Source organism: Pseudomonas sp. NPDC087336, assembly GCF_044744285.1.
Lineage (GTDB): Bacteria > Pseudomonadota > Gammaproteobacteria > Pseudomonadales > Pseudomonadaceae > Aquipseudomonas.
On record NZ_JBIUYA010000004.1, the window covers coordinates 84,695 to 105,213 of the forward strand.

The following is a 20,519-nucleotide window of genomic DNA, read 5'->3' on the forward strand; positions in this document are numbered from 1 at the left end:
GCTGAGTGAAAAAAAAACCGCCTCGAAAGAGGCGGTTTTTTTTTTGCGGCGCAAACCTGTCAGCCCATCATGTCCTTGATCATGCGCTCCTGCTCCATCAGCTCTCGCTGGCGGGCATCGATTCGCGAGGACAGCGGGAAATTGGTACCCGCTTTGCGCTTGGCAAAATCCAGTTGCTGAATGGCCTGGCGATAGTCGCCCACCAGCGCGAAATACTCGGCACGGGCCTGGTGCAGGCCAATGATATTGCCTGACAGTCCGCGGGTTTCGGCCACTTGATACCACACGTCCGGATCGTCCGGGCGCGACTTGAGCAGGCCTTCGAGGGCTTTTTCGGCATCGGCGGCGCGGTTCTGTTTCAGCAGCAGGTCGACCCGTACCTGGTTCAGCGGGTAATTGCCGGGGTATTGCGTCAGCATCCGGTCAACCCGGGACTGTGCATCGGGCAGTCGATTGTTGGTGATGTCCAGATCGACCTGAGCGAGGTTGTAGATAATCTCGTTCGGCGCCTTGGCCAGCAGCGATTTGAGGTTTTCCCGTGCTTCGTTCAGCTGGCCGCCCTTGATCTGGGCAATGGCAAGACCGTAGCGCGCCACATCGTTTTTCGGATTCTCCTCCAGCAGGGCGCGGAAGCGCTTGGCGCCCAGGCCTGGGGTTTCTTCATAGATCAGCTGAACCCGCGCACGAATCAACTGGTAACGCAGGGAATCTTCGATGCCGCCCTGGGGAGCCTGCTCGGCACGGTTGCGGGTATCGGCGATCCGCGATTCGGTCACCGGGTGAGTCAGCAGGAATTCCGGTGGCTTGGCGTCGAAGCGGTACTGACGACCCAGGCGTTCAAACATGGTTGGCATGGAGCGCGGGTCGTAGCCGGCCTTTTCAAGATTGAGGATGCCGATGCGGTCGGCTTCCTGTTCGTTCTGGCGAGAGAATCGCCGCTGTTCCTGGATGGCCGCTGCCTGCGTCCCGGCAATCGCCGCAATACCGGCATCGCCGGCACCGGCGGCCGCAATCACGATGCCGGCCAGCAATGCGGCCATCATCGGCACTTGCATGCGTTGCTGGGCCTCGACGCCACGGGCAAAGTGGCGCTGCGACAAGTGCGCCAATTCGTGGGCCAGCACCGAGGCATATTCGCCTTCGGTCTGCGCATTGAGAAACAGGCCGCCGTTGACCCCGACGATCCCGCCGGGTGCGGCAAAGGCGTTGAGCTGCGGGCTGTTGATCAGGATGAATTCCAGGCGCCGGTCATTGACCTGGCTGGTCTCCACCAGTCGGTAGACGCTGGATTCGACGTAATCCTTGAGCTGCGGGTCGTTGAGCTGAGCTACCTGGCTGCGCAACAGGGCAAGCCAGGCGCGACCCAGCTGATACTCCTGTTGCGGCGAGACGATGGCAGAACTGGCGTCACCGAGTGACGGCAAGTCGTCGGCGAAGCCCGGTGAGGCGAGCAGGCAAGCGAGCGTCAGCAGGGTGGGGCGCAAAAAAGTCATGCACAAAGCCTTAGTCGACAAAGAGCTTACTGTAGCCGGACACCAGCCTTGCGACCAGATATTCTAGGCAACTCAACCCCCTGAACCGGAGTGATGCAATGATCGACGCTGTAGCCCATGACGTAGAGCTCGACGCCAGTGGCCTCAATTGCCCGCTGCCGTTGCTCAAGGCCAAGATGGAACTCAACCGGATGGCCAGTGGCGCGGTGCTCAAGGTCATTGCCACCGATGCGGGTTCGCAGCGTGATTTCCGCACCTTTGCCCGATTGGCCGGTCATACGCTGCTTCATGAAGAAGATGAAGCGGGCATTTACCGTTACTGGTTGAAAAAAGCCTGAAACCTGCTGCGTTCGTTCCTAAGGAATATTGATGTTCAAAGTGTTGCGCGACTGGATTCAGCGCTACTTCTCCGATGAAGAAGCCGTGGTTCTGGCGGTCCTGTTGTTTCTGGCGTTCACCGCTGTGCTGACCCTGGGCGGCATGCTTGCGCCCGTGCTGGCCGGGATGGTGCTGGCCTACCTGATGCAGGGCCTGGTGGTGAGCCTGGAGCGAGTGCGCGTGCCGGGCGGGGTCGCGGTGGGGTTGGTCTTCGCCCTGTTCATGGGATTGCTGTTGGTGTTCATCGTGGTCGTGGTGCCGTTGCTCTGGCATCAACTGATCACTTTGTTCAACGAATTGCCCGGCATGCTCGCCAAGTGGCAGACGCTGTTGCTGCTGTTGCCGGAACGCTATCCGCATCTGGTGTCCGACGAGCAGGTGCTGCGGGCCATTGAAGTGGCGCGGGGCGAGATCGGCAAGTTCGGCCAGTGGGCGCTGACGTTTTCGCTGTCGAGCCTGCCGTTGCTGGTCAACATCATGATCTACCTGGTGCTGGTGCCGATCCTGGTGTTCTTCTTTCTCAAGGACCGGCAAATGATCGGCGAGTGGGTGCGAGGCTACCTGCCCCGTGAACGGGCGCTGATCACCCGCGTCGCCCGCGAGATGAACCGGCAGATCGCCAACTACATTCGTGGCAAGGTCATCGAGATTTTCATTTGCGGCGGGGTGACCTACATCGCCTTTGTCGTCCTGGGGCTCAACTATGCGGCACTGCTCGCCTTGCTGGTGGGCATCTCGGTGGTCGTGCCCTACGTCGGGGCGGTGGTGGTGACCGTGCCGGTATTCCTGATTGCGCTGTTCCAGTGGGGCTGGAGCGATCAGTTCATCTATCTGATGGCGGTCTACGGGATTATCCAGACGCTGGACGGCAACGTGCTGGTGCCACTGTTGTTCTCGGAGGCGGTGAACCTGCATCCGGTGGCGATCATCTGCGCGGTGTTGCTGTTTGGCGGGCTGTGGGGCTTCTGGGGGGTGTTCTTTGCGATTCCCCTGGCGACGCTGTTCAAGGCCGTACTGGATGCGTGGCCGCGCAAGGAACCGATCGTGGCGCCGTTGCTTTAAATACTGGCCTTGAGGGCCTATTCGCTGGCAAGCCAGCTCCTGCAATGGGTCACGCGTACCTTTGTAGGAGCCGGCTTGCCGGCGAAGGCGTTGGACCAGGCATCGAAGGGATCAGGCCTTGTTCAGCGCCTGAGCCGCCGCCAAAACCGCATCCACATGCCCCGGCACCTTCACGCCACGCCATTCCTGGCGCAACACACCATCTTTGTCGATCAGGAAAGTGCTGCGATCCACGCCCATGTATTCCTTGCCATAGAGCTTTTTCAGCTTGATCACATCAAACAGCTGGCAGAGCGCTTCTTCCTTGTCGCTGATCAGCTCGAAGGTGAAGGCCTGCTTGGCCTTGAAGTTTTCGTGGGACTTCAGGCTGTCGCGGGATACGCCAAACACTTCGGTGTTGGCGGCCTTGAAGGCGTCCAGCTGATCGCGAAAGCCCTGGCCTTGGGTGGTGCAGCCCGGCGTGCTGTCCTTGGGGTAGAAGTAGATCACTACCTGCTTGCCCTTGAGGTCCGCCAGGCGCACGGTTTGCCCACTGGTGGCGGGTGCTTCGAAATCGGCAACCGGTTGGTCGAGTGCAACGGCCATGAAATGCTTCCTTACATTGGGTTCTGTGGGCGCCACGGTTCGATCAAGGCATCGAGGTTCAGCGCGTCGGCGAAGTCCAGGAACTGATCGCGCAACCAGCTGATCTGTACACCGGCCGGCAAGGTCACGGTAAACGTGGCATTGAGCATGGTGCCGCCGGTCTGGGGTGCCTGATAGGTGTCGCAGGTCAGGTTTTCCAGTTCGACATTGTGGTCCATGAAGAACTGGCACAGCTCGTTGATGATGTCCGAGCGGTAGGCCGAGCTGACATACGCCACGTAAGGCAGGGCCTGGGGACGGTTCTCCAGGGCGGCGCTGCGCACCACGTTGACGGTGAAGGCATGTCGTTTTGCCAGGGTGGGCAGGCTGCCCTCCAGGCGAGCCAGGGCGTCCCAGCTGCCGGAGATTTCGAGGACCAGCGCACTGCACTCGCCATGACGCGTCAGGCGGGAAGTGACCACGGCGCAGCGGTTTTCATGGCTGGCGCGGCACAGCACGTTAGTCAGCTCCATGGGGTTGGCGCCGAGGGCACTGATGACAAGGAATTGTTCGCGAACTGTGGGGGTGGACATGCAGCATTCCTAAAGCGATGAGCGGTCGGTACTTCTATCGGCTGGTTTTGCCGGGAACGAACCTGCGCATGCGAATCATCAAAGCCCCGGGCACAAGGTCGCAACGTGGCTCCAGAGCGGCAGGAGCGGGGGTGGCGACGCTGGATCGGGGGCTTGAGATGTCGAAAATGGAGGCGCGAACCCGAAATACGAGCTTAGCAGTATCGATCAAAGTCTGAAGGGTAGCGAAAAGCGGCGCCAAGGGGAATGGCGGCAGCGCAGTACTTCGCTTGTGCAAGCATCTTGGCGCCAGTACCATTACGGCTCTCTTTTTCCGGCAGGAGCGGTTGCATGATTGCGGGCAGTATGGTGGCACTGGTCACACCCATGGATGCACAAGGTCGTCTCGACTGGGACAGCCTGAGCAAACTGGTGGACTTTCACCTGCAAAACGGCACCCACGCCATCGTGGCGGTCGGCACCACAGGTGAATCGGCCACCCTTGATGTGAGCGAACACATCGAAGTGATCCGTCGCGTAGTCAAGCAGGTCAACGGTCGCATTCCGGTCATTGCCGGCACCGGCGCCAACTCGACCCGCGAGGCGATCGAGCTGACCACCAATGCGAAGACCGCGGGCGCCGATGCTTGCCTGCTGGTCACGCCGTACTACAACAAACCGACCCAGGAAGGCTTGTACCAGCACTTCAAGGCGATCGCCGAAGCCGTCGACATCCCGCAGATCCTCTACAACGTGCCAGGCCGCACCGCCTGCGACATGCTGGCCGAGACCGTGATCCGCCTGTCGACCGTCAAGAACATCATCGGTATCAAGGAAGCCACCGGCGACCTGCAGCGCGCCAAGGCAATCATCGACGGTGTCGACAGCAACTTCCTGGTGATCTCCGGTGACGACGCCACCGCTGTCGAACTGATCCTGCTGGGCGGCAAGGGCAACATTTCGGTGACCGCCAACGTCGCCCCGCGTGACATGGCCGACCTGTGCATTGCCGCGCTGAACGGCGAAGCCGAGAAGGCGCGCGCCATTCACCAGAAGCTGATGCCACTCAATAAAACCCTGTTTATCGAGTCCAATCCCATTCCCGTGAAATGGGCGCTGCATGAGATGGGCCTGATGCCGGACGGTATCCGTCTGCCGCTCACCTGGCTCAGCGATGAATGTCACGAACCGCTGCGGCAGGCCATGCGCCAGTCCGGCGTCCTGGTTTAATTGAGGAAGTACAACGCATGAAGCGAATGGCCGGACTTTCCGCACTTGCCTTGATCATCTCCAGCACCAGTGGCTGTGGATGGGTCTGGGGCCCGGAAGGTTATTTCCGTGACCGTGGTAGCGATTACCTGGAAGCGCAACAGACTGCACCCATGCAATTGCCGCCGGATGTCACCACCGCCAAGCGTCTGGATCCGCTGCTGCCGATTCCGCGCAACGTCGCCGATGACACCGCCAAGGGCGAATACGTCGTGCCTCGTCCGCAGCCGTTGTCAGCCGCCGCCGACGCCAGTGCCTACTCTCTGCAAAAGAGCGGCGACTCGCGCTCGATCCTGGCGCAGAACCCCGCGGCTGAAGTCTGGCCCGTGGCCGTGCAGTTCTTCCAGGACAACGGTTTCCGCCTGGACGAGCAGCGCCCGCAAACCGGCGAATTCACCACCACTTGGCAGCGTTCCGATGAACTGTCCGCGGCCATGGCCAAGCGCCTGAGCGCCGCCGGCGTCAGCACCGACAGCGAAACCCGCGTGCGGGTGCGTATCGAGCCGGGCGTACAGCGCAATACCAGTGAGGTCTACGTGGTCAGCGCCGAGCGTCCTGCCGGCAGCACGGCCGACGTCGCCTTCACCAACCGTTCGGTCAACACTGGCCTGGACGCGGCGCTGGTCGACGACATGTTGGCGAGCATGAGCCGTATTTCCGAAAAGGGCGGTTCGGTCTCCATGCTGGCCTCTCGCGATTTCGACGCGCCAAGCCGCGTCAGCCTCAGCGAAGACGGTAGCGGCAACCCGGTACTGAACGTCGGTACCGACCTGGATCGTGCCTGGTCGAGCGTCGGTCGTGCGCTGGAGCAGGGCGAATGGCGCGTTGAAGACATCAACCGCAGCCTGGGCCTGTATTACATCAACCTCGCTGAAAAAGCCGAGAAGAAGGACGACAAGCCAGGGTTCTTCAGCAGCCTGTTCGGCAGTGCGCCGAGCAAGGAAGAAGTCGAATCCCGTGCCGAGCGCTATCAGGTTCGCCTGAGCAAGGTGGGCGAAAACGTCCAGGTCACCGTGGAGAAGAACATCAATACCGTGGCGCCGGCTGACGTGGCGCGCAAAGTGTTGAGCGTGATTCAGGACAACCTGGGCTGATCACATGCGTTTTGCCGTTCTCGGCAGCGGTAGCCAAGGGAATGGCACGCTGATAGCCAGCGCTGATACGTACGTGCTGGTGGATTGTGGTTTCTCCCTGCGGGAAACCGAAAAACGCTTGCTGCGCCTGGGTGTAGACCCTGCGCAGCTAAGCGCGATACTCGTGACCCACGAACATGCCGACCACGTGCATGGCGTGGGTTTGCTGTCTCGGCGTTACAATCTGCCTGTCTACCTCAGTCGCGGGACCCTGCGCGGGATGCGCAAACCGATCGAGCCCGCGGGCTTCCTGGCCGGTGGCGAACAACTGCAGATCGGCGACCTGAGCATTGGTGTCATTGCCGTGGCCCACGATGCGCAGGAGCCGACGCAATACGTTTTCAGTGACGGTGAGCGGCGCTTCGGCCTGCTGACCGACCTGGGCTCGTATTGCGACAAGGTGCTGGACGGCTATCGCGACCTCGATGCATTGATGATCGAGGCCAACCATTGCCGGGACATGCTGGCTCGCGGTCATTACCCGTACTTTCTCAAGCAGCGGGTGGGCGGTGAGCTGGGACATTTGAACAACCATCAGGCGGCATTCCTGGTGTCCGAGTTGGGCTGGAAAGACCTGCAACACCTGGTCCTGGCCCATCTGAGCAGCAAGAACAACCTGCCGCGGCTGGCCCGGCAATGTTTTGTCGACACCCTCGGGTGCGACCCGGACTGGCTGCAACTGGCCGATCAAGATTCAGGGCTCGACTGGCGACACATCGCCTAGCCCACCTACTTAGCAAGCGGAGCCCATCATGGAAAAACGTGAAGAACTGTACCGCGGCAAAGCCAAATCGGTTTACAAGACCGACGACGCCAACCGCTTGATCCTGCTGTTTCGCAACGACACTTCGGCGTTCGACGGCAAGCGCATCGAACAGCTCGACCGCAAAGGCATGGTGAACAACAAGTTCAATGCCTTCATCATGCAGAAGCTCGAAGCTGCCGGCGTACCGACCCAGTTCGACAAACTGCTGGGCGACAACGAATGCCTGGTGAAGAAGCTCGACATGATCCCGGTCGAGTGCGTCGTGCGTAACTACGCCGCCGGCAGCCTGGTCAAGCGCCTGGGTGTTGAAGAAGGTTTGAAGCTCAACCCTTATACCTTCGAACTGTTCCTGAAGGACGACGCCAAGGGCGACCCGTTCATCAATGAATCCCACGTCGTGGCGTTCGGTTGGGGCACTGCCGAGCAACTGGCGCGCATGAAAGAGCTGTCGCTCAAGGTCAACGAGGTCCTGAGCAAACTGTTCGACGATGCCGGCCTGCTGCTGGTCGACTTCAAACTGGAATTCGGCGTATTCCACGACGGCTCCATTGTCCTGGGCGACGAATTCAGCCCGGACGGCTGCCGCCTGTGGGACAAGGCTACCAAGAAGAAAATGGACAAGGACCGCTTCCGCCAGGGCCTCGGTGACGTCATCGAAGCCTACGAAGAAGTCGCCAATCGTCTGGGCGTACCGCTTTAATCGACGCAAGCATCTGATAGCACAGAAAAAATTTGCGAAAGAGGGTTTGCTTTCGGCAAAAGTGTTGTTATGATGCGCGCCGTTGGAGAGATGCCAGAGTGGCCGAATGGGACGGATTCGAAATCCGTTGTACCTTCACCGGTACCTAGGGTTCGAATCCCTATCTCTCCGCCATTACATAAAAAAAGCCCCGTAGCTGAAAAGTTACGGGGCTTTTTTGTTTGTGCTGCAAAAAACTGTCAGGGTTTTAACCGCACGGGAAACGCAGGGCCAATCAATTACCCATGGTGACGTGGGTAATGATTTCGTTTTCGACCAGCAGATTGATGCGTGCTGGGTTGTAGTCTTTGGTCATGATGAAACCAATACCGGTCGGTCGTACTGCCAGGCAGGTCTTGTTGGCGAGTTCTGCGCGAAGCTCCTCGGTGTATTGCTTGCCGATGTATTGCTTGGCAGTGTCCAGGTGTTGATTCAAATCCATAGTCATGTATTGCTTCCTTGCGATAATTGAATTGAGCGGAAGTGCTCCCGTCATCCGGCTTGGATGACGCAGGAAATACTGAATGAATTGCGCTGCTTTATCATCCGTTGGACTGTGTCGCGATGTTTGCCTCCTCCTTCAACAGAGGAGGCCGCGTAGGCCCAACGCGTGCGCCTGTTGGCATTAACCACAAATCCTCGAGGCATTCGTCCAGTTGCGTAGACGCCGATTGTTACAACTCCCTAAACTGTCGCTTGTTTTTGAGTGCGGGGTCAGTGGATGAATCGCAACGAGCTACGCAAGGCCGACATCAACCTGATGGTGGTGTTTGAAGCGCTAATGCTGGAGCGCAACGTCACCAAGGTGGCGAAGAAGCTGTTTCTCGGTCAGCCAACCATCAGTTCGGCACTCAACCGCTTGCGTACCATGTTCAACGATCCGTTGTTCATACGCGTCGGCCATCGCATGGAGCCGACGGCGCGGGCTGAAGAGATTTTTCGGCACTTGTCGCCGGCGCTGGATTCGTTGTCGGTGGCGTTGAGCCTGACCCATGAGTTCGATCCAGGCAGCAGCACCATGACCTTTCGCATCGGGATGTCCGACGATGTCGAGTTCGGCCTGTTGCCGCCGTTGCTGCGGGCGTTGCGCCAGGAAGCGCCGAAGGTGGTGTTCGTGGTGCAGAATGTCGATTACTGGCGCATTCCCGACTTGCTGGCGTCTGGCGACATAACGGTCGGCGTCAGCCAGACCCGTGGCCTACCCGCCAACGCCAAGCGCAAGTTGCTGCGGCACATCCATCCATGCGTGTTACGAGCCGATGCCAGCGATACACCGCTGACGGTCGATGAGTACTGTTCGCGCCCCCATGTGCTGGTGTCCCATATTGCCAACGTCAGTGGTTTTGCTGACGACTGGCTGGCAGCTATCGGCCGCACGCGCCAGGTGGTGCTCTCGGTGCCGCAATACAGTTCGTTGCCGGCCTTGATCGCCGGGACCGACCTGATTGCCAGCCTGCCGGATTACGCCGCAGAGGCCATGGCGGCGTCCGGTCAGTTGTTCAAGGAGCCGTTTCCGTTCAGGACACCGACCCTCGAGTTGTCCATGGTCTGGCTCAGCCATGTCGACAGCGACCCTGCGGAGCGCTGGTTGCGCTCACGACTTGAAGCCTTCATGGGCGAGCGCAATCTGTTGTCGCTGCACCAGTGAACAAGGCAGCGCTGTGCTATATGTAAGAGCTTTACGTCAACCTACAGGAGTTACGCCATGCCTCACCTGCACCTGGAATACACCGCCAACCTGCCTGCCCTGAACGCCGATGTGGCGTTGATGCGCCTGAACAATACGCTGGTGGGGTCCGGTCAGTTCGGTGCCGAATTGGACATCAAGAGTCGCGCGGTGAAGGTCGAGACGTTCAAGGTTGGCACGGCATTGGCCGAGCGGGCGTTCGTGCATGTGAAACTGGCGGTGCTGAGCGGTCGCTCCGCGGAAATCAAGAAGCAGCTGTCCGAAAGCCTGCTGGCGGTGGTCAAGGAGTTGTGTGAATGGCCGGCTGGGGTGGAGGTGCAGTTGTGCGTGGAGATTCTCGACATCGATCGCGAACCCTATGCCAAGGCCACCGTCGGCGCCTGAGTTTCAGGCCGTATCGGCTTCAGCGCAGGCCTCGATCACTTGCTCACGCAACCAGCTGTTGGCGCTGTCCTGATCGGCGCCTGGGCTCCACTGCATGTCCAAGGTGAATCCCGGCAAGCCATTGGGTGCTTCACAGCACTCGAAGGCGGTCTCATCGGCCAGCAATTGCTGGATCCGCCGGGGCAGGGTGAGGATGAAGTCGGTGCCGGTGATCATCTTCAGGGCCGCGCTGTAACTATTGGCCCGTGCGACGATCTGCCGTTGTCGGGCTTGCTGCGCCAGCCAGCCGTCGACCATGTTGCTGGTGGATGTCCAGGGTGTCGGGAACACATGCCGGCGCTCGACGAAGGTTTGCAGGCTCAGGCGTGGTTGCGGCGCAGTGGCGCGTTTGTCGAAGACGCAGACGAGGTCATCTGCAAGCAGCGTGCGCACATTGCAGTCACCGTGGCTTCGGTGAAAGTCCGGACCGAAACCTATCGCCAGGTCGAGGCTGCCATCACGCAGTGCTTCGGCCGGGATGTCGGTTTCGAGCTTGTGCACATTGACGGTCACCGCAAGCTCGGCGAGCGCGAAACGCTTCAACAGGCGCGGCAGAATCAGTTGCTCGAAGTATTCCGGTGCGCAGAGGTTGAAAACCGTCGGTTGCACGGTCGGATCGAACGCCGACGCGGCGGCGTGGCACAGGTTGATGCTGTCGAGGATCTTCAGCACCTGGGGGTACATGCTGCCGGCTTTGTAAGTGGGGCGCATCCCGGTGCGGGTATTGATGAACAATTCGTCTTCAAACCCGGCGCGCAGTTTTTTCAGGCAGTAACTCACGGTGGACTGACTGACGCACAGCGTCTCGGATACGCCGGAGACGCTGTTTTGCTCATACACGGCGACGAATACCATCAGGTCCTGCATGTCGAGCTTTCGTAGCACGTTACTGTTCAGCATCCTTTCTGGCTCATGCGCAAACTTGAGCGAATGATCCTTGCGTAATGAAGGCAGCAGGAGAATGTCCCTCAGGCATTCGAAGCGGGCTGCGAGTCAGTGCATGCGCCTGGCGTAATGCCGTGGATCGAAGCGCAAGGCCATCAGGATCATCAATGCCATGACCCCGGTGAGCGACCACCAGGCCCATTCGAAACTGCCCAGTTGATCGCGGATCATCCCGGCAATCAGTGGCGAGAGACCGGCGATCATATAGCCGATGCCTTGCACGAACGCCGTGAGCCCGCCCGCGCGCCGGGGATCGTCCAGATGATCCAGCGACACGATCAGGCTCATCGGGAACAGCCCGCCGATTCCCAACCCCAACAGGGATGGCCACAGCAGGCCCAGGTTTCCAGGGCTGAGAATCAACCCGCAAAAACCGGTCATGATCAGCGCCAACAACACCACGAGAACCAGGCGCCGATCACGGCTACGGTTGGCGATGGCCGGAACCAGCAGGCCGGACAACACCTCCATGGCGGTCAGGAAGCCGAGCAACAACCCGGCGCCTTGTTCACTCCAGCCCTTTTCCACGTAGTACGGCGCCAGCCAGGCCAGTACGCAGGTGTAGGACGCCGTGCCCAGGCCGAAAAAAGCCGCGAGCAACCAGGCGCGGGGATGGCTGAAGAAGGAGCGGTTGCTCGTTGAACCCGGTGTCGGCGCTGTCGTGCGTTGGGTGCGCCAGAACAGCAGTGCGAGCACGGCCAGTCCCGCCCAGATTGCCAGGCCCAGGCGCCAACTGCCTGTACGGACCATCACCAGCGGGGCGAAGGAGGCTGCAATGGCGGCGCCGCCCATGATCGACGTGACGTAGAGCCCCATGCACAGGGCCACGTTGTCGCTGAATCGGGATTTGATCAGCGTCGGCATCAGTGCCTGGATCAGGGCGATGCCGATGCCGGCCAGCACGGCGCTGAGGATCAGTTCCAGGGCAGAATCGAGGAACAATCGCGAAGTAGTGGCCAGGCCGATGACCAGCAGCGATATCACGACCGTGCGTCGCTCGCCGATGCGTTGGCTGATCGCCAGGCCAAAGAACATCGCCAGCCCCATGGTCATCACCGGCAACAGGGTCAACAACGATGCCAGGCTGAAACTCAGCGGTATGTCGCCGCGAATTGCCGACAGCAACGGTCCGACCGCGGCCATGGAAGGCCGCAGGTTCAGGGCCACCAGCATGATGCTGAACATCAACCACAGGGCAGGGCGGGAAGTTGCGCGAATGTTTTCCATGATCGGACCTTGATGAATCAGGAGCCAATTAGGCGCGAGTGGTTGGCGGGCGGCAAATCAGAAAGTCTTGGGCAGTATCGGGAAATTAAATATCGCTGGCATAGTCACCGGCCTCACTGAACCAGACCTGAACCATTCTCAAATAAGTAGAAAGTTTCATCGAGTGTAAGGTTGGCAACTAATCGTTGGCTTCTTTTTCACGAAAAATTGATGGTTGGCTGCCTAGAGTTAGTGTTGTCGCGATAAATGAAATTTTCACATTTATCGAAGGCACTTTCTTTCAGGGATAAGCCTTTCACCATGTTGAAGATTAAAGCCGTGCGCCCGGAATGGGTGACACTGATGGCCAGCGCCTTTTTATTGACTGCATTCAATTTTGTATTGTGGCAGCACCTCTTCGAGATCACCGCGGCTGACGGTAAAGGCATCGTCATGCGCGTGGCGTTCGGGGCGATGATCTTCGCGGCCTTCAACATTATCCTGACCTTGCTGGCGTTCCGGCCGGTGCTCAAGCCCGTGCTGACCCTGCTGTTCATGATAAGTGCGGGCGTGGCTTATTTCATGGGCCAATACGGCGCCTTGATCGATATTGGCATGTTGCGCAACTTCGCACAAACCAATGCCACGGAAGTGCGTGACTTACTGTCAGTAAAGTTGCTGGCGTATATTGTTTTCCTCGGTGTGCTGCCGTCCTGGTTGTTGTGGAAAACCCCGGTTAATTATCGTCGCTGGCACCGTGAGTTATTAAGCAAGGTGGTCATGGTTTTTGCTTCGGTAGCGGTCATTGGTGGTGTCGCGCTGGTTAACTATCAAGGCCTGTCTTCTCTGTTTCGCAATCACCATGAACTGCGCCTGATGGTGGTTCCGAGCAACTACGTGGGTGCCTTTGCCGGTTACTTGCGCGAGCAGGTCGCTTCAGCACGCCAGCCCTTTGTCAAAGTCGGTGAAGATGCGCAACGCAATCCGGCCTGGCAAACCCATGGTCGCAAGTCCCTGACGGTGCTGGTGGTCGGTGAGAGTGCCCGGGCCGAGAACTTCGGCGTGCTTGGCTACAATCGCGACACCACGCCGAAACTGGAGAAGGAAGCCGGGCTGATCGCGTTTACCGATGTGAAATCTTGCGGCACTGAAACAGCGGTGTCCGTGCCCTGCATGTTCTCCAATATGGGGCGCAAGGATTACAACGCGAGCAAAGCCAAGAACGAAGAAGGCCTGCTCGATGTACTCAAGCGTGCGGGCCTGGATGTGATCTGGCGTGACAACCAGTCTGGCTGCAAGGGCACGTGCGACCGCGTCACCCTCGACGACGTCAGCAATCTGAAAGACCCGGTGCTGTGCGCCAACAGTGAATGCCGCGATGAAATCCTGCTGCAAGGTTTGCAGCATTTCATCGATACCCTGGACAAGGACACGGTACTGGTACTGCACCAGATGGGCAGTCACGGCCCAGAGTACTACAAACGTTATCCGAAGGAATTCGAGCGCTTTACCCCGGTCTGCCAAAGCAATGCGCTGAACAACTGCAGCCGCGAAAGCATCATCAATGGCTATGACAACACGCTGGTGTACACCGACCATGTGCTGTCGACGTTGATCGATCTGTTGCGCAGCAACCAGGACAAAGTCGATACCGCGATGCTGTATCTGTCGGACCACGGCGAGTCTCTGGGCGAATACAACCTGTTCCTCCACGGCACCCCTTACATGCTGGCACCGGAGCAACAGAAGCATGTGGCGATGCTGGCCTGGTTCTCTGACAGCTATCAGAAGTCGTTCTCGGTGGACACTCATTGCCTGCAGCTGAGTCGTGAAAAGCCCTTGAGCCAGGACAACCTGTTCCATTCGATGCTGGGACTGCTGGAGGTCAACAGCAAGGTTTATAACCAGGACCTGGATATGTTTTCCGGGTGCCGCAGGGCGGCAATCGATGGCGTACTGGCCAAGGATTGAGTGCTGCCACCCGCTACTCAAGCCACGGCCTGCGGCCGGCACATCCACGCTCAAGAGCCCTTGCACATGTCTGCCCAGTTCCCATCCGCCATAGAGCTTGAGTTCGCCCGGCAATATGACCAGGAGCACGCCCGCGTCTGCCTGCAGCCGCGAGCGCAAGGCCTGGGCGAGCGCCTGGCGTTCTGGCGCGACGAGCAAATGGTGCGCCGGGCACTCAAGGTCGCCAGCGAACCGGGCCTGGTCCTTGATGTGGCGTGCGGTGTCGGGCGCTTCTGGTCGGTGCTGGGCGAGCGGGCGAACCGGGTGATCCTCGCCATGGACCCGTCCCAGGGCATCCTCGAACATGCCCGGACCCACCACTCCCAGAGCCTGATGCAGCGAGTCAGGACCTTTCAAAGCTCGGCCTTCAACATTGGCTTGTCGGAGAATGCGGTTGACTGCATTTTTTGCATGCGGCTGTTTCAGTACATTGCCAGTCCCGAGCTTCGTCTAGCGATGCTGGATGAGTTTTGCCGGGTCAGTCGCGATACGGTGATTGTGGCGGTGCGGGTCGGTGGCCCTCTCAAGGGGCGGCGCATCGACGGGCAGGTGCCTGCGGCTCGACCGCTGGTCAGCAAGGCCCAGGTCGAGGCTGAATTCAAGCAGGTGGGATTGCGCGTCATCAGCCATCAGGATTTTCTGCCCGGTTGCGCCCCGCGGCGGGTTTACGTGCTGGGTAAGGTCGGTTAGGCCATGTTTGTCCGACTATTCTTACAGTCAGGCAGGCATTTTCGCTAAAGCTCTTGTTCAGTGGATGCGCGGAAATCGTCGGGGGCGATATATACTGCGCGCCATTCTTCAAGGGAGAGCCGTGTGGCCATCGATATTCACTGGATTCGCGACAACGATAGCCTCGGTCGGTTTTGCACCGAGTGGCAGCAGCTGCCGTTCGTTGCCCTCGACACCGAATTCATGCGGGTCGACACCTTCTACCCGATCGCAGGCCTGCTGCAGGTCGGCGATGGCGAACGTGCGTACCTGATCGATCCGCTGACCATCGACAACTGGCAGCCCCTGGCCGCCTTGCTGGAAAATCCGGCGGTGGTCAAGGTTGTCCATGCGTGCAGCGAAGACCTCGAAGTCCTGCTGCGCCTGACCGGTAGCCTGCCGGCACCGCTGTTCGATACGCAACTGGCCGCCGCTTACCTGAACCTGGGTTTCTCCATGGGCTATTCGCGGTTAGTGCAGGAAGTGCTGGGGATCGACCTGCCCAAGGGCGAAACCCGTTCCGACTGGCTGCAACGCCCGCTTTCCGAGACCCAGATCAGCTACGCCGCCGAAGACGCCGTGCACCTGGCGGAAGTTTTCGTCAAGTTGCGCCCGCAACTGTCCGATGACAAATACGCCTGGGTCCTGGAAGACGGGGCGGAGCTGGTGGCCAACCTGCGCCGCGAAATCGACCCGTTCGAGGTCTATCGCGACGCCAAGCTGGCCTGGAAGCTTTCCCGCGCGCAGCTCGCCGTGTTGCGTGAACTCTGCGCCTGGCGCGAGCAAGAGGCGCGTGCCCGCGACCTGCCGCGCAACCGCATCATTCGCGAGCATTCGCTGTGGCCGCTGGCGCGCACGCAGCCGGACAATCTCGGGGCATTGGCGAAGATCGAAGACATGCATCCGCGTACCGTGCGTCAGGACGGCGAGTTCCTGCTTGATCTGATCAAGCGCTCTGGCAGTGTGTCGCCGGAGCAATGGCCGCCCGCCGTGCCGGAGCCGTTGCCGGTGGACGCCGCCGCGCTGCTCAAACGGCTCAAGGCCATCGGCCAGGCCGAAGCCGAGCGCCTGAACATCGCGCCTGAGCTGATGCTGCGCAAGAAAACCCTGGAAGCCTTGCTCAAGAGCGGCTTCCCCAATGGTCCCTACCAATTGCCTGATTCATTGCGTGGCTGGCGCCGCGAATTGATGGGCCAGGCGCTGCTCGACAGCCTGGCCACCGCCGGAGAACAGCCTTGAAACGTATTTGCTCGATCTACCGCAGTTCGAAAAGAAATGAGATGTACCTCTATGTGCTCAAGAGCGATGCTCTGGAGCGTGTACCGGAACCCTTGATGGCCGCCTTCGGCAAAGCTATCCACGCGTTCGACCTGGTGTTGAGCCCCGAGCGCAAGCTGTCGCGCGAGGACATCACCGTCGTGCTGGAAAACCTCGAAAAGCAGGGTTATCACCTGCAAATGCCGCCAGCTGAAGATGAATACATCGAGCACTTGCCGGAAGAATTGCTGCGACGCAACGACCCCATGTGATCGACAGACGGGCTTCGGTTCGAAGCCTTGATCAACACTGGAATGATATTGGCGATGGCTGCAGGGACGGAGCAGGGCTCTGTCGGCGGCCGTCTGCACTGTTTTTCGAAAGGTTTGAAGCATGCGCGTCCTGATTGCTGAACACGACCACCCGGTATACGCCCGACTTTTGCAAGAGGCGGCGCCTGATGTGGAAGTACTGACCAGCGGCGATTCCGCTGAACTGGCGAGCCTGGCTGCCGATTGCCCGGTCTGGCTTGGCCAGCCTGATTTGCTGGCGACCCTGCTGCGTCAGGGCCATCAGCCGCAATGGCTGCAGTCGACCTGGGCGGGCATCACGCCGCTGCTGGCCGATGGCTTGCCCCGGCATTATCGCCTGACCCGCGCGGTAGGGATTTTCGGTCAGGTCATGGCCGAATACGTGCTCACCTACATGCTCGGCCACGAACGTGAGGTGCTGGCACGGCTGGTCAGCCAGGTCGAGCGCAAATGGGACAGCCGTCACGGCCAGAGCCTGGCGGGGCGCAAGGTATTGATCGTCGGTACCGGTGATATCGGGCAGACGGTGGCGCAGTTCCTCGTACCTTTTGGTGTTGAGCTGTATGGCATCGCCAGTGAAGCCCGTGAGCAGGCGCCCTTCATCGAAGTCGGTTCGCTGGCGGATCTGCCACGCCTGGTCGGTGAGGTGGATTATGTGGTCAACCTGCTGCCAAATACCCCGAACACCCACGATATCTACGATGCGGCGCTGTTCAAGCAGTTCAAGCCGAGCGGATTGTTCATCAACGTCGGGCGCGGTGTGGCGGTGGTCGATGCGGATCTGGTGGAGGCCTTGAAGGAAGGGCATCTGGTGGGCGCTGTGATCGACGTCTGTCGCCAGGAGCCGCTGCCGCAACGTCATCCGTTCTGGACGGCTTTTGGCCTGCTGCTGACGGGGCACAGTTCGGCACCGACCTCGCCATCGCTCATGGTGAATCTGTTTGTCGAGAACTTGCGGGCGTATCAGGCCGGTGAAGCGTTGCGCGGGGAAGTGGATTTCAATCGCGGGTATTGAGCAGCTGGCTCTGATCGTTCCCGCGCAGAGCGTGGGAACGATCAGGTTCAGCACGCCTTAGAGGGTGAAATCGCCTTCAGCGGCGAGTTCGTTCAACGGCCGCCGCGGGCTTGGCTCTTCACGCGCTTGCAGGTAATCCGCCAGCGTCGCTTTATCCCCCAGCTTGCCCACGGCCACGGCTGCATGCAGGGCGTAGCCTTCAGGGATGTTCAGCTCCTTGCGGGTCAGTTCCTGATCGAAACCGGCCATGCCGTGGGTATGCCAGCCACTGATGCTGGCTTGCAGCGCCAGGTGGCCCCAGGCGGAACCGGTGTCGAAGGTGTGCCACAGCGCCGGGGTTTCTTCGCAGGCGCCAGGCGCGGTGAAGGTGGTTTTCGAGATCACGATCACCAATGCCGAGGCGTGTTGCGCCCAGCTGCGGTTGAATTCGTTCAACAGGCCCAGGTAACGCTCCCAGTTCGGCGTATCGCGACGCGCATAGAGAAACCGCCAAGGCTGCGAGTTGTACGCCGACGGTGCCCAACGTGCGGCTTCGAAGAAGCTCAGCAGGGTTTCTTCAGGAATGCTTTCGCCGGTGAAGGCGCGGGGCGACCAGCGATCGGTAAACTGCGGATGGATGGCGTAATCGGCAATGCGTGGATTTGCACTCATCAAGAGATTCCTTGCTACGTTTGAAGGTGGGAGCGACGCAAAACCCTACTTGGCGACGCAACAACTGACAAGCGTGTTCTACCGACAGTCGCCAATGCTTGGCCCGCAGGGCTGCGGGCACTAGACTGGCGGCCTTTTCACCACCTGATGTCGATGCTCGAACCATGGCCGCCAAAGTAGAACCGTTCTGGATACGCAAAACCCTCGATCAACTCGATCAGCAGGAATGGGAATCGCTGTGCGACGGCTGTGGCCTGTGCTGCCTGCAAAAGCTCGAAGACGAAGACGACAACAGCGTCTATTACACGCGCATCGCCTGCAAACTGCTGGATTTGAAAACCTGCCAGTGCAGCGATTACCCCAACCGTCGCGCCTCCGTGCCGGACTGCATCCAGCTCACACCGGGCAAGGCCGACGAGTTCAAATGGCTGCCACCAACCTGTGGCTATCGCCTGGTCAGCGAGGGCAAGGACCTGCCCTTGTGGCATCACCTGGTATGCGGTGATCGCGACGCGGTGCACCACGAACGTATTTCCCAGTCCGGGCGCATGCTAGCCGAAGGCAGTGTGGCCGAAGAGGATTGGGAGGATCATCTGATCTTCCGCGCGGGTTAAGGTTTTACAAAGGAGTGGGTATGGCTGTGGGATGGCGGCGGGCGCTGGCCGTTGGGTTATTGACCCTGAGTTCTCCCGCGTGGGCGGCGACGAAGAAGGTTGATCTGGATTATCACGTGCGCCTGTTGCCGCAAAGCGATCAGGCTGAGGTACGACTGACCCTGGCCCAGGGCTCGGCCGTACGCAGCCTGGATTTCGACCTTGGCGACGGCAGCCACTACAGTGATTTCAAGGCCGACGGCCAATGGCAGCTGACCGAAGGCAAGCAGGCCCGTGGTGTCTGGCGCCCGGCCACCGACAAGTCCAGCCTGACCTACCGAGTGCGCATCAGCCATGGCCGCAAGAGCGGCAGCTTCGACACGCGCATGACCCCGGCCTGGGCGCTGATGCGCGGCGACGATCTGGTGCCGCCCGCCAAACTCGATCAGCAGGACGGTATCGAGTTGGTATCACGCCTGGAATTCGAGTTGCCCAATGGCTGGCAAAGCGTCGAAACCGCCTGGCCGCGCATCGGCAAGAACAAGTTTCGCATCGATAACGTTTCCCGGTTGTTCGACCGGCCCACGGGCTGGATGCTGGCGGGTCACCTCGGTAGCCGGCGCGCCCGGTTGGGCGAAACCGAAGTCACTGTCACCTCGCCACGAGGCCAGGGCATGCGGCGCATGGACGTGCTGACGCTGCTGACGTTTGTCTGGCCGCAGGTGCAAGCTGTGTTTCCTCGTCACCCGACCAAGTTGTTGATTGTCGGCGCCAACGATCCGATGTGGCGCGGCAGCCTGTCGGCGCATGAATCCATTTACCTGAATAGCCGCCTGCCGCTGGTCAGTGAAAGCGGTACGAGCGCATTGGTGCGCGAGTTGGCCCAAGTGTTCGGCCGGATCAACGATCAGCAGCGCAGCGACTGGATCAGCGAAGGGTTTGCCGAGTACTACGCCATCGAACTGGTGCGCCGGGCCGGCGGTATGAGTGACGAGCGGTATGAGGACTTGCACAGGAAGCTGCTCAAGGACAGCCAGAAAGTCACCAGTTTGCGTGGCGAGCAGATCAATGCTGCGCAGGTATCCAAGGCGGTGCTGTTGCTGCAGGAGCTGGATCGCGAGATTCGCCTGAAGACCCGCAACAAGCGTTCGCTGGATGATGTGTTACGTGGGGCGATGCATCTGGGGAGCATTGATACCAAGGAATTCGTGCAGCTCAGTGAGAGCGTGATTGGCGAGTCATCCAAAGTTCTTGATACCGAGTTGTTGTAAGAGCGAGGCTTGCCCGCGAAGGGGCCATAAACCTCACTCCATATATGGAAGGATCAAACCCCGGTTTTAGGCGACTTCAAAGAATCGTTACCCGTCACCGTCGCGGTTTTGGTCGCCGCTTCGGCATTGGCCTTCAGCGTCTTCAATTCTTCCCCCGCACGTTCAATCTTCGCCCGCACGTTGTTCATGTCCTGACGGCTTTTTTCCAGCAGGCTTTTCGCCGAGCTGTGGCCGGTGATGCCGCGGGCCAGGGCCACACCGCCGATGGCCACCTGAATCAGGCCGAACAGGCCGCCGCGACGCAAACCTTTGCCGACCATGACTACGCCGCCCGCCAGTGAGCCGATGCGTTCCCAGCCATGGACGTTCTGCTCGGAAGAGGTCTGGAACGGTGTGGATTCGATGCGCTCTACGCGTTTGAGTTCGCTCATGATCTGACTCCAGGCTTGGGTAATGGATAGATTAG

23 protein-coding genes and 1 tRNA gene are annotated in these 20,519 nt (G+C 59.9%); 16 read left to right on the forward strand and 8 right to left on the reverse strand.

From position 1 onward, the window contains the following. Positions 1-59: 59 nt before the first annotated feature. Positions 60-1,493: a M48 family metalloprotease gene (locus tag ACIO0C_RS05340; RefSeq protein WP_401308782.1), complete on the reverse strand. Its 1,434-nt coding sequence runs from the start codon at positions 1,491-1,493 to the stop codon at positions 60-62. A gap of 98 nt (positions 1,494-1,591) precedes the next feature. Here ACIO0C_RS05340 and ACIO0C_RS05345 point away from each other — a divergent pair, with 98 nt between their 5' ends. Together ACIO0C_RS05345 and ACIO0C_RS05350 are read left to right on the forward strand one after the other, a co-directional pair. Continuing rightward, positions 1,592-1,831, forward strand: coding sequence for a sulfurtransferase TusA family protein (locus ACIO0C_RS05345; RefSeq protein ID WP_180203039.1), 240 nt, complete (start codon positions 1,592-1,594; stop codon positions 1,829-1,831). Between the two features lie 31 nt (positions 1,832-1,862). Beyond that, the gene (locus tag ACIO0C_RS05350; protein WP_401308786.1) at positions 1,863-2,933 is read left to right on the forward strand and encodes an AI-2E family transporter; all 1,071 of its coding nucleotides are present in this window, start codon (positions 1,863-1,865) and stop codon (positions 2,931-2,933) included. 111 nt (positions 2,934-3,044) lie between these two features. Here the strand turns inward: ACIO0C_RS05350 and ACIO0C_RS05355 are convergent, their stop codons facing one another. Together ACIO0C_RS05355 and ACIO0C_RS05360 are read right to left on the reverse strand one after the other, a co-directional pair. Continuing rightward, positions 3,045-3,518 (reverse strand): peroxiredoxin, encoded by a 474-nt coding sequence (locus tag ACIO0C_RS05355; protein ID WP_008055978.1) that lies wholly within the window; start codon positions 3,516-3,518, stop codon positions 3,045-3,047. 11 nt (positions 3,519-3,529) lie between these two features. Continuing rightward, positions 3,530-4,090, reverse strand: a complete 561-nt coding sequence (locus ACIO0C_RS05360) for a glycine cleavage system protein R (protein WP_008055980.1) — start codon at positions 4,088-4,090, stop codon at positions 3,530-3,532. Between the two features lie 330 nt (positions 4,091-4,420). Here ACIO0C_RS05360 and dapA point away from each other — a divergent pair, with 330 nt between their 5' ends. The 5 genes from dapA (at position 4,421) to ACIO0C_RS05385 (ending at position 8,111) form a co-directional block, all read left to right on the forward strand. Further along, complete coding sequence (gene dapA, locus ACIO0C_RS05365; RefSeq protein ID WP_401308790.1) at positions 4,421-5,299, forward strand: 4-hydroxy-tetrahydrodipicolinate synthase; 879 nt, start codon at positions 4,421-4,423, stop codon at positions 5,297-5,299. Positions 5,300-5,316: 17 nt separating this feature from the next. Next, positions 5,317-6,432 carry an outer membrane protein assembly factor BamC gene (bamC, locus tag ACIO0C_RS05370; protein WP_401308793.1) on the forward strand — a complete coding sequence of 372 codons (1,116 nt, stop codon included), beginning with the start codon at positions 5,317-5,319 and terminating at the stop codon, positions 6,430-6,432. Positions 6,433-6,436: 4 nt separating this feature from the next. Beyond that, positions 6,437-7,195, forward strand: a complete 759-nt coding sequence (locus tag ACIO0C_RS05375) for an MBL fold metallo-hydrolase (RefSeq protein WP_401308795.1) — start codon at positions 6,437-6,439, stop codon at positions 7,193-7,195. 28 nt (positions 7,196-7,223) lie between these two features. Beyond that, positions 7,224-7,937: a phosphoribosylaminoimidazolesuccinocarboxamide synthase gene (gene purC, locus ACIO0C_RS05380; RefSeq protein WP_008055992.1), complete on the forward strand. Its 714-nt coding sequence runs from the start codon at positions 7,224-7,226 to the stop codon at positions 7,935-7,937. A gap of 84 nt (positions 7,938-8,021) precedes the next feature. Continuing rightward, positions 8,022-8,111, forward strand: a tRNA-Ser gene (locus tag ACIO0C_RS05385). 100 nt (positions 8,112-8,211) lie between these two features. Here ACIO0C_RS05385 and ACIO0C_RS05390 read toward each other — a convergent pair. After that, on the reverse strand, positions 8,212-8,424 hold the full coding sequence (locus tag ACIO0C_RS05390; protein ID WP_401308799.1) for a hypothetical protein: 213 nt from the start codon (positions 8,422-8,424) through the stop codon (positions 8,212-8,214). A gap of 273 nt (positions 8,425-8,697) precedes the next feature. Here ACIO0C_RS05390 and ACIO0C_RS05395 point away from each other — a divergent pair, with 273 nt between their 5' ends. Together ACIO0C_RS05395 and ACIO0C_RS05400 are read left to right on the forward strand one after the other, a co-directional pair. Next, on the forward strand, positions 8,698-9,624 hold the full coding sequence (locus tag ACIO0C_RS05395) for a LysR substrate-binding domain-containing protein (RefSeq protein WP_401308802.1): 927 nt from the start codon (positions 8,698-8,700) through the stop codon (positions 9,622-9,624). 57 nt (positions 9,625-9,681) lie between these two features. After that, complete coding sequence (locus ACIO0C_RS05400; RefSeq protein ID WP_401308805.1) at positions 9,682-10,047, forward strand: 5-carboxymethyl-2-hydroxymuconate Delta-isomerase; 366 nt, start codon at positions 9,682-9,684, stop codon at positions 10,045-10,047. A 3-nt stretch (positions 10,048-10,050) separates the two neighbouring features. Here ACIO0C_RS05400 and ACIO0C_RS05405 read toward each other — a convergent pair whose 3' ends face one another. Further along, positions 10,051-10,986 carry a LysR family transcriptional regulator gene (locus ACIO0C_RS05405; RefSeq protein ID WP_401308808.1) on the reverse strand — a complete coding sequence of 312 codons (936 nt, stop codon included), beginning with the start codon at positions 10,984-10,986 and terminating at the stop codon, positions 10,051-10,053. 93 nt (positions 10,987-11,079) lie between these two features. Next, positions 11,080-12,258, reverse strand: coding sequence for a cyanate transporter (locus tag ACIO0C_RS05410; protein ID WP_401308811.1), 1,179 nt, complete (start codon positions 12,256-12,258; stop codon positions 11,080-11,082). A gap of 300 nt (positions 12,259-12,558) precedes the next feature. Here ACIO0C_RS05410 and ACIO0C_RS05415 point away from each other — a divergent pair, with 300 nt between their 5' ends. From ACIO0C_RS05415 to ACIO0C_RS05435, 5 genes are all read left to right on the forward strand, one after another. Then, entirely contained in the window at positions 12,559-14,208 is a 1,650-nt protein-coding gene (locus ACIO0C_RS05415; RefSeq protein ID WP_401308814.1) for a phosphoethanolamine transferase, read from the forward strand. Between the two features lie 66 nt (positions 14,209-14,274). After that, entirely contained in the window at positions 14,275-14,937 is a 663-nt protein-coding gene (locus ACIO0C_RS05420) for a class I SAM-dependent methyltransferase (RefSeq protein WP_401308817.1), read from the forward strand. Between the two features lie 123 nt (positions 14,938-15,060). Next, positions 15,061-16,194, forward strand: a complete 1,134-nt coding sequence (gene rnd / locus ACIO0C_RS05425) for a ribonuclease D (RefSeq protein ID WP_401308820.1) — start codon at positions 15,061-15,063, stop codon at positions 16,192-16,194. Next, on the forward strand, positions 16,191-16,484 hold the full coding sequence (locus ACIO0C_RS05430) for a YcgL domain-containing protein (protein WP_033041871.1): 294 nt from the start codon (positions 16,191-16,193) through the stop codon (positions 16,482-16,484). Before rnd ends, ACIO0C_RS05430 begins: the two co-directional genes overlap by 4 nt. Positions 16,485-16,605: 121 nt before the next feature. Further along, positions 16,606-17,538: a D-2-hydroxyacid dehydrogenase gene (locus ACIO0C_RS05435; protein ID WP_401308823.1), complete on the forward strand. Its 933-nt coding sequence runs from the start codon at positions 16,606-16,608 to the stop codon at positions 17,536-17,538. 57 nt (positions 17,539-17,595) lie between these two features. Here ACIO0C_RS05435 and ACIO0C_RS05440 read toward each other — a convergent pair whose 3' ends face one another. Next, positions 17,596-18,189, reverse strand: coding sequence for a nitroreductase family protein (locus ACIO0C_RS05440; protein ID WP_401308826.1), 594 nt, complete (start codon positions 18,187-18,189; stop codon positions 17,596-17,598). A gap of 164 nt (positions 18,190-18,353) precedes the next feature. On the opposite strand from ACIO0C_RS05440, the gene ACIO0C_RS05445 reads away from it, so the two are divergent. Together ACIO0C_RS05445 and ACIO0C_RS05450 are read left to right on the forward strand one after the other, a co-directional pair. Then, positions 18,354-18,803, forward strand: coding sequence for a YcgN family cysteine cluster protein (locus ACIO0C_RS05445; protein WP_020797823.1), 450 nt, complete (start codon positions 18,354-18,356; stop codon positions 18,801-18,803). Between the two features lie 20 nt (positions 18,804-18,823). Beyond that, positions 18,824-20,053, forward strand: a complete 1,230-nt coding sequence (locus tag ACIO0C_RS05450; protein WP_401308829.1) for a hypothetical protein — start codon at positions 18,824-18,826, stop codon at positions 20,051-20,053. Between the two features lie 53 nt (positions 20,054-20,106). On the opposite strand, the gene ACIO0C_RS05455 is transcribed toward ACIO0C_RS05450, so the two are convergent. Continuing rightward, positions 20,107-20,484, reverse strand: a complete 378-nt coding sequence (locus ACIO0C_RS05455; protein ID WP_401308832.1) for a DUF2892 domain-containing protein — start codon at positions 20,482-20,484, stop codon at positions 20,107-20,109. Positions 20,485-20,519 lie beyond the last annotated feature (35 nt).